Origin of the sequence: Virgibacillus profundi, from assembly GCF_002287375.1 — a bacterium.
Lineage (GTDB): Bacteria > Bacillota > Bacilli > Bacillales > Amphibacillaceae > Virgibacillus_K > Virgibacillus_K profundi.
The window spans coordinates 37,733-50,278 of record NZ_NPOA01000013.1 but is presented as its reverse complement, the minus strand read 5'-3'; the positions used below and the strand labels follow the sequence as shown (position 1 = coordinate 50,278).

11 protein-coding genes are annotated in these 12,546 nt (G+C 36.3%); 10 read left to right on the top strand and 1 reads right to left on the bottom strand.

Features of this window, described 5'->3' with window-relative positions; translation table 11 throughout:
* The 8 genes from CIL05_RS17030 (at nt 1) to CIL05_RS16995 (ending at nt 7,666) form a co-directional block, all read left to right on the top strand.
* On the top strand, nt 1–483 hold the full coding sequence (locus tag CIL05_RS17030) for a TRAP transporter small permease (protein WP_095656748.1): 483 nt from the start codon (nt 1–3) through the stop codon (nt 481–483).
* Between the two features lie 31 nt (nt 484–514).
* Entirely contained in the window at nt 515–1,795 is a 1,281-nt protein-coding gene (locus tag CIL05_RS17025; protein ID WP_095656747.1) for a TRAP transporter large permease, read from the top strand.
* Nucleotides 1,796–1,862: 67 nt separating this feature from the next.
* Nucleotides 1,863–2,933 carry a mannonate dehydratase gene (gene uxuA / locus CIL05_RS17020; RefSeq protein WP_095656746.1) on the top strand — a complete coding sequence of 357 codons (1,071 nt, stop codon included), beginning with the start codon at nt 1,863–1,865 and terminating at the stop codon, nt 2,931–2,933.
* A 2-nt stretch (nt 2,934–2,935) separates the two neighbouring features.
* Nucleotides 2,936–3,784 carry an SDR family oxidoreductase gene (locus tag CIL05_RS17015; protein WP_095656745.1) on the top strand — a complete coding sequence of 283 codons (849 nt, stop codon included), beginning with the start codon at nt 2,936–2,938 and terminating at the stop codon, nt 3,782–3,784.
* A 41-nt stretch (nt 3,785–3,825) separates the two neighbouring features.
* Nucleotides 3,826–4,767 (top strand): sugar kinase, encoded by a 942-nt coding sequence (locus CIL05_RS17010; protein ID WP_095656744.1) that lies wholly within the window; start codon nt 3,826–3,828, stop codon nt 4,765–4,767.
* Nucleotides 4,768–4,793: 26 nt separating this feature from the next.
* Nucleotides 4,794–5,453, top strand: coding sequence for a bifunctional 4-hydroxy-2-oxoglutarate aldolase/2-dehydro-3-deoxy-phosphogluconate aldolase (locus CIL05_RS17005; protein ID WP_095656743.1), 660 nt, complete (start codon nt 4,794–4,796; stop codon nt 5,451–5,453).
* Between the two features lie 78 nt (nt 5,454–5,531).
* Entirely contained in the window at nt 5,532–6,539 is a 1,008-nt protein-coding gene (gene yiaK, locus CIL05_RS17000) for a 3-dehydro-L-gulonate 2-dehydrogenase (protein WP_095656742.1), read from the top strand.
* A 110-nt stretch (nt 6,540–6,649) separates the two neighbouring features.
* Entirely contained in the window at nt 6,650–7,666 is a 1,017-nt protein-coding gene (locus CIL05_RS16995) for a zinc-binding alcohol dehydrogenase family protein (RefSeq protein ID WP_095656741.1), read from the top strand.
* A gap of 216 nt (nt 7,667–7,882) precedes the next feature.
* Here the strand turns inward: CIL05_RS16995 and CIL05_RS16990 are convergent, their stop codons facing one another.
* Nucleotides 7,883–9,820 carry a sucrose-specific PTS transporter subunit IIBC gene (locus CIL05_RS16990; RefSeq protein ID WP_095656740.1) on the bottom strand — a complete coding sequence of 646 codons (1,938 nt, stop codon included), beginning with the start codon at nt 9,818–9,820 and terminating at the stop codon, nt 7,883–7,885.
* A 201-nt stretch (nt 9,821–10,021) separates the two neighbouring features.
* Here CIL05_RS16990 and CIL05_RS16985 point away from each other — a divergent pair, with 201 nt between their 5' ends.
* Nucleotides 10,022–11,521: a sucrose-6-phosphate hydrolase gene (locus tag CIL05_RS16985; protein WP_206207797.1), complete on the top strand. Its 1,500-nt coding sequence runs from the start codon at nt 10,022–10,024 to the stop codon at nt 11,519–11,521.
* Nucleotides 11,522–11,542: 21 nt separating this feature from the next.
* The gene (locus CIL05_RS16980) at nt 11,543–12,523 is read left to right on the top strand and encodes a LacI family DNA-binding transcriptional regulator (RefSeq protein WP_095656739.1); all 981 of its coding nucleotides are present in this window, start codon (nt 11,543–11,545) and stop codon (nt 12,521–12,523) included.
* Nucleotides 12,524–12,546: the final 23 nt, after the last annotated feature.

Below are 12,546 nucleotides of genomic sequence, written 5' to 3'. Positions count from 1 at the left end.
ATGAGGGATAAATTTATTAATGGTTATATTAAAAGTGAAAACTTTATATCGAATGCTTTAATGGTAGGTGTGGCGATATTTGTATTTATTGCTGCTGTCATGCGATGGGTAGGGTATCCCATCGTATGGTCAGTTGAGTTTGCCCAATTATTATTTATTTGGGTGATATTTATAGGGGCAAATCGTTGTTTAAGAGAAGATAAACATATCAGTGTAGACTTTTTTACAAAAAGGTTGCCATTTAAACTGAAAGAAATAATAGAAATTGGTATGTATTTATTAATGTTATTATTTCTTATTTTTTTAAGTTACTATGGAATTTTACTCAGCATCGAAAATTCAATGAGGTTAATCAATAATTTAGCAGTAAGTTACTCTTTAATCACTTTATCCGTACCAATTGGAAGTTTACTGATGATTATCACTGTTATTTTTAAATTAAAGGGTAAAGTGAACTCTCTAATGGAAACTCAGGCTAAATAGAAAGAAATAATTGAGTATATGGGGTGAACAAATGGTAATTGTTGCTTTAATCTTTTTTATCTTGCTTTTTTTGAATATGCCTGTAGCCTTTGCAATTGGTATAGCTAGTTTATTTTTCATTTTTTTAGATCCGAATTTACCAATTGAAATAGCAACACAACGAATGGTTGTTGGAACACAATCCTTTCCATTATTAGCAGTTCCGTTCTTTATTTTGGCTGGTAACTTAATGAATTCTACAGGGATCACAAGACGGCTTATTCGTTTTGCTAATGCCCTGACCGGACATATAGTGGGAAGCTTGGCTCATGTGTCAATTGTGCTTAGTACCATTATGGGGGGCATTTCTGGATCAGCTAATGCTGATGCGGCAATGCAAAGTCGAATTTTAGGGCATCAAATGGTACATAGAGGATATTCGGGCGGTTATTCTGCTAGTGTAATTGCTGTGAGTTCTCTGATTACCGCAGTAATTCCACCTAGTATTGGTTTGATTTTATATGGATATGTAGGGGAAGTATCTATAGGAAAACTCTTCTTGGCAGGTATCATTCCTGGTATTTTATTAATGTTTGTATTATTACTTGTTTCCTATCTAATCGCTAAAAAACGGAAGTATGACGATAACTTAAATTTAAAAAGAGCAACGTTGAAAGAGGTGTTTTCCACATTTAAGGAAAGCATTTGGGCATTGTTGTTCCCTGTAATACTAATAGTTGGTATTCGCTTTGGTGTTTTTACTCCATCTGAAGCAGGATCCTTTGCAGTTGTATACGCATTAATCATTGGGGCTTTTGTTTATAAAGAATTAAATTGGAAAACCTTTATAGAATCTATTGAACAATCTGTAAAAGATAATGCATCCATTCTATTAATTATTTCAGCTTCTTCTATTCTAGGTTTTCTAATTACATATGACAGATTACCACAAAATACGGCTGATTTACTACTTGGACTTACAACTAATTCTACTCTTTTATTAATCTTAATATTACTATTTCTTATAGTAGCAGGTATGTTCATTGAATCTACTGTACTGGTTTTATTATTAACCCCTATCTTTTTACCGATAATTGAACAAATAGGTGTAGATCCAGTTCATTTTGGTATTTTAATGATGACAATCGTAACGATGGGTGGTATGACTCCGCCAGTCGGTGTGACAATGTATACTACTACCTCTATTATGAATGTACCAATTGAGGATTATGTAAAAGAAGTAATCCCTTTTATATTAGGCGTTATTATATTATTGGCAATTTTAATTGTTTTCCCGCAGATTGTGATGATTTTACCTGATACGTTCATGTGATCTCAGTAGAATATATTATTAGATAGACCTTGTAATTGAATTTATAAAATGGATTGGTGATATAAAAATGAAGATGGTTTTTAGATGGTTTGGAGAAGGAAATGATCATGTTCCTTTGTCCTATATAAAACAAATTCCTGGTACTACAGGTATTGTATGGGGGCTTCATGATATAGAAGTAGGAGAAAAGTGGCCACTAGATAAAATTCTAAAAGTTAAAAACAAAGCTGAACAAAATGGTTTGAATATAGATGTTGTAGAAAGTGTGAACGTACATGAAGATATTAAGCTTGGACGTCCCACAAGAGACCATTATATAGAAAATTATAAGGAGACGTTGAAAGAATTATCAAAAGTGGGAGTAAAAGTTATTTGTTATAACTTTATGCCAGTATTTGATTGGATTAGATCTGATTTATTCAAAAAGTTAGAAGATGGATCCACAGCGTTATTTTATGAAAAATCAAAGATTGAAAATATGGATCCTACTGAGCTTGTAAACGACTTTTTAAAGAACGATGAATTTACGTTACCAGGATGGGAACCCGATCGTTTGGGGAAATTATCTGAGTTATTTGATGCTTATCAAGGAATTAATGAAGAAGATCTATGGGATAATTTAAAATACTTTTTAGAAAAAATTCTGCCTATCGCTGAAGAATGTGATATTAAAATGGCTATTCATCCAGATGACCCACCATGGTCTGTATTTGGATTGCCTAGGATTATCACAAATAGGCAAAGTATTCGTAAGTTATTGAACCTTGTAGACAACCCATATAATGGAATTAGCTTTTGCAGCGGCTCATTAGGTGCAAATGAATCTAATGATTTGCCAGCAATGGTGAAGGAATTTGGAGATAGAATATATTTTGCACATATACGTAACATAAAGCGTTATAAAAATGGAGATTTTATAGAAACATCTCATCGAACAAGTGATGGATCAATTGATATATACGAAATTGTACAAGCATATCATGAAATTGATTATAAATGGTATGTACGGCCAGACCATGGTAGACATATATGGGAAGAAGAAAGCCGTCCTGGATATGGATTATATGATCGTGCTCTAGGAATTATGTATCTGTGGGGTATCTGGGATTCCCTTGAAAGAATTAAAGGAGATGTATAAATATGTTGAATCTTAATAAACATCTAAAAGGAAAAGTAGCAGTGATAACAGGTGGTAGTGGTGTCCTCTGTGGTGCAATGGGTAGAGAACTAGGAAGGCAAGGTGTGAAGGTAGTCATTTTAAATAGAAACCTAGACAAAGGAAAAATAGTAGAAGAGGATATAAAAAATGCTGGAGGAGAGGCTCTTGCTATCTCATGTGATGTATTAGATCAAGCCAGCGTAAAAAAAGCAAAGGAAATAGTAATAGAGGAATTTGGAGAGTGCGATATTTTAATTAATGGGGCTGGTGGGAATCATCCTGAAGGAATTACCACGAAAGAAACATTTAATTTAGTGGATATAGATGAAAAGGATTCTCTAAGCTTTTTTGATTTAACGGTAGAAGGATTTGGTTTTGTTTTTGATTTAAATATACTAGGAACTTTAATACCTACTCAAATTTTTATGAAAGATATGGTAAATAGAGAAGGTTCCGTTGTTATAAATATGTCGTCTATGAGTGCTCCATCTCCAATGACAAAGGTTCCAGCATATAGTGCTGCAAAGTCTGGAATAGAAAACTTTACAAAATGGCTTGCAGTTCACTTTGCAGAAACAGGAATACGGGTAAATGCAATAGCACCAGGTTTTTTCTTAACCGAACAAAACAGAAATTTATTAACAAATGAAGATGGTTCTTTAACAGAGAGGTCCGAAAAAATCATTAGCCATACGCCAATGAAAAGATTTGGGAAGCCTGAAGATTTACTAGGGACGTTACTATGGTTAGTTGATGATAATATGTCTGGGTTTTTAACGGGTGTAACCATCCCAGTTGATGGTGGATTTATGGCTTACTCAGGTGTTTAAACAATATAAATTGTTTATTTATAGTTGGAGGGGGTTTTAAAATGGATGTCGTAACAATTGGTGAATCAATGGTACTATTCACTCCTGATTCGGTTGGTTCGTTCATATATACTGAAAAGTTTAATAAAACAATAGGCGGAGCAGAGTCAAATGTAGCAATTGCTCTCTCAAGATTGGGTCATGAAGTTGGTTGGGTGAGTAGACTTGGCACAGATGATTTTGGATTATATGTTCGAAACTTTATCAGAGGGGAAGGGGTGGATACTTCCAATGTCCTATTTGATAATACGCTTCAAACAGCTGTTTTCTTTAAAGAAAGGAAAGATGGAGAGGAACCAAAAGTCTATTATTATAGGGAAAATTCTGCAATAAGTCATATGAAACCTGATGACCTTAATGAGGATTATATAGCAAATGCGAAGTATTTACATCTCACTGGGATTACGCCTGCATTAAGTGAGTCTTGTAAAAAAATGATATATCAATCCATTCATATTGCAAAAAAACATAACGTGAAAATTATATTTGATCCGAATATCCGTTTGAAGCTATGGTCAAAAGAAGAAGCAAGAGAGGTAATTAATGATATCGCTAGTTTGTGTGATGTTGTGTTACCTGGTATCGAAGAAGGAAAAATCCTAACCGAAGAGGACGAACCAGACAAAATTGCAAAAAAACTACTTCAGGGTCAAACCTGCACTGTAGTTATTAAATTGGGGAAAAAAGGGGCGTATTTTGCTACTAAATCTGAAGATGGATATGTGGATGGTCAAGTAGTCGATAATATTGTAGATCCAATTGGAGCAGGGGATGGGTTCGCAGCGGGCTTTATTTCAGCAATGATTAGAGAATGGCCGTTGAGAAAGTCTATTGATTTGGCAAATAGAGTTGCTGCTTTTGCTCTAACTGTTCCTGGGGATGCTGAGGGATATCCTTATTGGTCACAAATTGAATCAAATAGTCAAGATATAATATTACGTTAAGCTAAAAGTAATGGATGGTGACTAACATGATAGAAAAAATAGAAACAATGATGAAAATACGGGAAAATGGAATTATTGCTGTGATTAGAAGTATTCCAGAAGAAAAAGTATCTGATTTAGCTGATGTGCTAATTTCAAGTGGAATTAAAGCCCTAGAAATTACAGTCGAAAATAAAAATGCGCTTTCTATAATTGAATATTTGTCAAATAAATATGATGATCAAATCATTATTGGGGCTGGTACTGTACTTGATAGTACTTCAGCGAAACTTGCAATTAGCAAAGGTGCTGACTTTATTCTTAGCCCGAATTTGAATACAGAGGTTGTAAAAACGACATTACGTTATGGAAAAGTTTCCATACCAGGTGTTATGACACCAACAGAGATGTTACATGCAATAGAAAATGGTGCAGATATGGTAAAAGTTTTTCCTGCCTCCGTCCTTGGTACTAATTTTATTAAAGATGTGAAGGGGCCTTTCCCGCATATACCAATTATTCCTACAGGTGGAATAAACCTAGATAATGTGAAGTCATTTATTGAAGCGGGGAGTGAGGCAGTCGGCATAGGAGGAAGCTTAATAAATAAAGATGCGATAAATAGAGCTGATTTTGATTCAATTAAAGAAATAGCTTCTCAATATGTCCAGGAAGTCAAAAAAGCAAGAATCAGTTTGGATAAATAAAAGGATTGCATATTGAATAAATGAAAGTCTCAATGAGGAGAACATGATACCCAATCAAACACGAAGGGATGTAATAAAATGACAAGGATTTCGTTTGAAAAAATGAAAAGTGAAGTTAAAAGAGCTTTTATGTCTGCTGGTATGAGCGAACAAGACGCAGATGTATGCGCACAAATACACACGGAAACTAGTTGTGATGGCGTATATTCTCATGGATTAAATCGTGTTGCACGATTTGTAGATTATGTGGAAAAAGGATGGGTAGATGTGCATGCAACCCCATCGTTAATTAATTCTTTAGGGGCTATTGAAGTATATAATGGAAATAGGGGACCAGGGATTTTAAATGCATTATTTGCAACGGACAAAGCGATGGAAATCGCAAAAAAGCATGGGGTTGGAATTGTAACATTAAAAAATACTACCCATTGGATGCGTGGAGGAACCTATGGGTTGAAAGCTGCTGAACAAGGGTTTATTGGTATTTCCTGGACAAATACTGAATCATGTATGCCAGCCTGGGGAGCGAAAGATACAAGAATAGGAAATAATCCTTTTGTCATGGCTGTCCCTAGAAGCAAAGGACCAATTGTTTTAGATATGGCAATGTCTCAATATTCATATGGGAAGCTACAAACTACAAGACTAAATGATGATTTGTTACCATTCCCAGGTGGTTTTGATGAAAATGGTGAGTTAACTCGTGAACCAGCGCCAATTGAGGAAACAAGAAGAATTTTACCTATGGGTTACTGGAAGGGGGCCGGTTTCTCTATTCTTCTAGATGCAGTTGCAGCCATTATGTCTGGCGGTAATTCTACAGGTGAAATTGATAAAATAGATGCAGGAAGCTGTGGAGGGTGTTCACAGGTTTTTATTGCAATGGATCCTTCGCAAATTAATGGAGAGGATTACACCGATAAAATTGCTGATAATATAGTAGGGTATTTAAGAGAATCTGAGCCTGATAAAGAAGGTGGCGAAGTTTCATATCCGGGAGAAAATTCACGTAAAAGACGACAGGAGAATTTAAAAAATGGAATACCTGTTGATGATGATATCTGGAATGAAATCTTGTCATTGTAAATAATTAAGAGAAGTTGGGTTTGGTAGACAATACTAAATAAATTAAATATAAAATGTATTAGATAATTATTTCTAAATCATATAAGTTAATTTTCTGAAGGAGCGTATATATGAAGGCGATTTATGTTATTGAGCCTGGAAATATCGAGATTAAAGAAATAAAAGAACCACAAATACTTCATTCAGATGATGTAAAAATAAAAGTGAAAGCTGCGGGTATCTGTGGGTCAGATGTTCATATTTACCATGGAAATTCAGCCGTAGCAACGTATCCAAGGGTAATAGGACATGAAGTAGTAGGGGATATTGTAGAAGTCGGTGAAGGGGTTAGGAACTTTAAAATAAATGATAGAGTTGTAGTTGATCCAATAAACAATTGTGATCATTGTACCAATTGTAATAAGGGAAGACCAAATTTATGTACCAATTTAAAAGTCAGAGGAGTTCACGAGGATGGTGGATACAGAGAGTTTACTGTTGCACCAGAACGGAGCATTTACAAAATTCCTGATTTTATTTCATACGAAGAGGCTGTTATGATTGAGCCCTTTACCGTCGCAGCACAAGTGAATTCAAGAGGTCAGGTTGAAAAATATGACTCTGTATTTATTATGGGGTCAGGTCCCGCAGGGCTTAGTGCATTAAAAGTTGCTAAAAATAAAGGTGCGAGATGTATTGTTTCGGATTTAGTTGACGAAAGACTTGAAAAGGCCAAACAATTAGGTGCGAATTATGTAATAAACCCAAAAAAACAAGATGTCAAAGAATGTATAGATTTTTACACGAATAACGATGGAGCGAATGTTGTCATCGATGCGGTAGGAACCGCAAATTCATTTGAACAAGCAATGGAAGTTGTTAGCAAAGGAGGACGAATCGTTGTATTAGGTTTTACAGATAAAGCTTCTCAAATACCACAACTATTAATAACGAAAGATGAATTAGATATCTCTGGTTCAAGATTGCACAATAATAAATTTCCTGAGGTAATCAAGTGGTTTGAAAATGGAGAAATTAATGGAAATGATTATATTTCACATATTTATCCATATTACAAAATTCAAGAGGCTCTTAATTTTATTGAAACAGAGCCGATGAAGGTGTTTAAGGTTGTGTTAATGTTCTAAGATTAAGTAATACTTTTAGTTACTTATATAATGGTTGCGTAATTTAAAAAGTGAAATAGTCAGGATAGTATTAGTACTATCATTTATTTTAAGCTTAATTTTAAATCTGCACTTTCCTATGTTACCCAACGGAATTGTTTTTGCTTCTTTTTTTAGGTGCCTGAAGACTTGGGAATGGTTCTCTTGTTTCATGAAACGGGAGAACCGTCCCCTTGTTTACCTCAATCGTAACAAATCATCGCCTTCAGCGATTTCTTTCTGATTCACCGTAGATACTTCAGCATAGTCGCCTGTATTGGTTATGATGACCATTACAGTAGGGTCATAACCGGCTTTTTTAATCTTATCGATGTTAAAGGTCCCTAAAATATCACCTTTTTTCACTAGCTGTTCTTTACTTACTTTTGAAACGAAACCTTCTCCATTCAGATTTACTGTATCAATACCTATATGAATCAAGATTTCTGCTCCTTGATCTGTATGAATTCCAAAAGCATGCTTTGAATCATAAGTGACTGTAATCTTCCCATCTGCCGGAGCTACAATTTGCTGGTTTTCCGGATAAATAGCTATCCCTTTTCCCATCATCTCGGAAGAAAACACCTGGTCATTGACGTCTTGTAACGGAATGAGTTTTCCGGTTAGTGGTGAGCTGATCGTCACTTCATCTGCTTTGCTAGATGAAACTGCTGGACTTGTTTCATTTGCTGATTCTTCTGGACTTTTATCATATTCTGGTATAACTAATTTTCGCTTACCGTAGATAAAGGTTAATGTAAAAGCAACTGTCATACTTATTAAGATACCGACCATAAACATCGGGATAGACCTAGGTGCAATTGAAATGAAACCAATAACACTTGCTGGTCCCATTGCTACAGCAAGGACATTGAAAAAGCCAATAAATGCTGAAGCAATTCCTGCTCCAATCATTCCACAGATAAATGGGAATTTTAGTTTTAAGTTCACACCGAAAATTGCTGGTTCTGTAATTCCCAGCATGGCAGATACACTGGCAGAAGAGGCAAGTCCTTTTTGCTTTTTATTCTTTGTAACAAGGAATACCGCCAGACAAGCCGCGCCTTGTGCTACGTTTGCCATCGAAGCTACCGGAAAGATAAAGGAACCGCCAGTTGCATCTATATCAGCAAGAAGCATGGTTTCGATTGCCGGGAAGCTTTGATGTAATCCAGTAATAACAATTGCGGAGTAGAACGTACCAAATAGCCCTAAGCCAAATCCTCCCGTTGCCTCATATAACCAAACTAGCCCTTCCGTTAATCCATCAGATACAGATCGCATTACTGGTCCTACGAAAATAAACGTTATAAACCCTGTGATAATCACTGCTAACATAGGTGTGAAGGTAAAATCAAAAGCATTTGCCATTCGTTTATGGAAGAATTTCTCGATGTTAGCCAAAATCCATGATACAGCCAATACAGGCAATACAGATCCTTGGTAACCAGCTTGAGCCACGTCCAGACCAAAGATATTCCAGTAGCTCATTGTACCGTCTTCAATTGCATTTGCTACCGCATACCCATTGACTAAATCAGGCATAACCATTGCCATCGCCATTGCTGCACCCAAATAGGGGTTACCACCAAATCGTTTTGTGGCGGAGTAACCAATCAAAATAGGTAAAAAGGCAAATGGTGCAGATGCTAACAGATTAATAATACTAGCTATATCCTCAATAGCGGGAAACATCTCCACAACAGATTGGGGACCGAATAAATCCGGAGATGTTAAAACATTATTTAACGCCATTAATAAACCGCCGGCTACTAATGCCGGGATAATCGGAACAAAAATATCAGACAGCAATTTAATAAAGGACATAATCGGATTTTGTTTTTTCTTCCCTTCTGACATCCCTTTCAAATTGTCTTTTGATACTTCTTGGATCCCTGTATCATCTGTTAATTCTTTATATACTTTATTTACATCACCAGGTCCGATAATAATCTGAAACTGGCCGTTTGATTTAAATGTTCCTTTGATATCAGGATGATCATCTAATCCTTGCTGGTCAATATTTTTATCATCTTTTAAGACTATACGCAAACGAGTTGCGCAATGCGCAGCAGCTTGAATATTATCTTCACCAAGCATTTTCAGGATATCTTCTGCAACTTCCTTGTGATTCATGTTAATTCCTCCCTTGTAACCGCTTTTTTTTATCATACAAATAAAAATAATATATGTCAATCGTATATCATAAATTTTTATTTAGGCTTTATAGATACACATCATATAAGCATTGGTATTGTGTTTTACGTTTGACATATATGTTATTATTGCATATATTCTCTGTAGAGGTTTTAATGAATAGAAGAGAGTTGAGAAAGTATGAAATTAATAACAGAATGGACAACGCCTTTGCGTTATAAACCTTATCATCAGTGGTCCACTGACTATCTGGATCTGCTTGAATCGGTGATACAGAAATCGAGCTGGAGGCAAGCATTTCACATTCAACCGAAGACAGGTTTATTAAATGATCCAAATGGCTTCTCGTTCTATAATGGGAAGTGGCATCTATTTTATCAGGCTTATCCATTTGGACCTGTGCACGGCGTGAAATCCTGGTATCATATGGTATCTGATAACTTAGTTGACTGGAAGCAGCATGATTACGCTTTATTACCTGATTCTCCTTACGATAGTCATGGTGTCTATTCAGGCTCTGCTATCACAGTGGGAGAAAAACTTTTTCTTATGTATACGGGTAATGTGCGAGATAAGAACTGGGAGCGCCACTCCTATCAACTGGGAGCTTGGATGGACTCCGAAATGCAAGTAGAAAAGATAACGGAAGCCTTAATAGAGAATCCGCCAGCAGGATATACAGAAGAATTTCGTGATCCACAGCTATTTCGTTATCAGGACAACTGTCTGATGGCAATTGGCGCACAAACAGAAAGTGGAAAAGGTGCTGTATTGGTTTATCAAAGTAAGCAGTTAATAGATTGGGAATTGCTTGGCGAACTGGATTATACGACGGAAGATATGGGATTTATGGTTGAATGCCCTAATTTAGTTTTTGTTGATAATCAGCCAGTGCTGTTGTTCTGTCCGCAGGGACTAGACAACGAGATAACACCGTATCAGAATATCTATCCAAATATGTATGTCATTGGGTCAGCATTTAATAAAGAAACGGTTTCTATAGAAAACACTTCGGATTTAATAAATTTGGATGAAGGATTTGATGTCTATGCGACACAAGCTTTTAATGCGCCGGATGGCCGTGTACTGAGTGTAGGCTGGATTGGGTTGCCCGAAATAGATTATCCTAGCTTTGAAGAAGGCTGGGCTCACTGTCTCAGTATAGTTAAAGAATTGTCTATCAAGGATCAGCATTTGTATCAAAAACCAGTTATAGAAATGCAGGAATTACGCCAACATCATGAGGTATTGAAAGGGTCTGTACAGGAAGAGAATTTGTTATTAAGCTCTCCCGATAAAAATGTTTACGAATTAAAATTGGAACTAGATTCTCGTGCATCAGGTTCATTATATTTATTTGCAGATAAGCAGAATAAAGAAGGACTGAAGCTTTCTTACAATGCAAAAGATGATACAATAAGCATGGATCGCAGTAAGGCAGGTATCCCATTTGGGGAAGGCTATGGTTCCATAAGAACTGCTTCACTAAAGAAACAGGATAAGCTGACATTGCACATTTTTGCAGACCGTTCTGTCTGTGAAATTTTTGTTAACGATGGCTACTGCGTCATGACTAGCCGTATTTTTATGAAAGACCCTCAGCAGACGCATATCTTTCTTCAAGGATTTGAAGGAGACTATACAGGAGATTTCTGGACATTAAGGGAAATGAACGAGTAATGAGTAAAGGGAGAGAACATGATGGGGATTAAATTGACAGATGTAGCGAAAAAGGCAGGCGTCTCTGCAACAACCGTTTCGCGGGTGATTAATAATTATGGCTACCTTAGTCAGAAGACCATTGATAAGGTGCACAAAGCGATGGAAGAATTAAATTACCAGCCGAATTCGATGGCCCGTTCGCTGCAAGGAAAAAACACACAATTGATTGGTCTGATTTTCCCTACTGTGTCCCATCCCTTTTATGGAGAAATTGTATCCAAAATTGAAACAAAGCTATTTGAAAAAGGCTATAAAACAATTCTCTGTGACAGTGCCAATAACAAGGAAAAAGAGCGGGACTACCTGAGGATGCTGATTGCAAATAAAGTAGATGGCATTATCGCAGGCGCGCATAATCTGGATATTATAGAATATAAAAATGTTGGATTACCTATTATTTCATTTGACCGTTATCTGGCGGAAGGAATCCCAATTGTCTCCAGTGACAGCTATCAAGGTGGGCGCTTGGCAACGGAGCAGCTATATCAAAGGGGAGGCAGAAAGATTGCCATATTTACAGGAACGAATGAATCAGCTTCGCCAACTAACCAGCGTCTGAATGGTTATCTGTCTGTGATAAAGGAGCATCATTTGGATCCAATGGTTTATCACTTTCCCCTGGAGTACTCTCCGTTTTTAAAAGCCACCGAGATTCGCCAGATTTTGTCCAGAGATAAAATAGACAGTGTTTTTTGCACGGATGATTTAACTGCGATTTTGGTTATCAATAAAGCGAAAGAATTAGGACTTGAAATCCCGGAACAGTTAAAAGTTATCGGTTACGACGGGACTGAATTTGTTCAAAACTATTTCCCACAGCTATCGACAGTACTACAGCCAATGGATCAATTCGTCGATCTTTTAATTGATTTACTAATGAAACGGATAAATAATGCTGATGTGGAGTTAGATAACCTTTATCAATTATCTGTGAAGTTTATTCAAGGACAGACTAGCTAAGGCATATCGGCGTAATCATGACG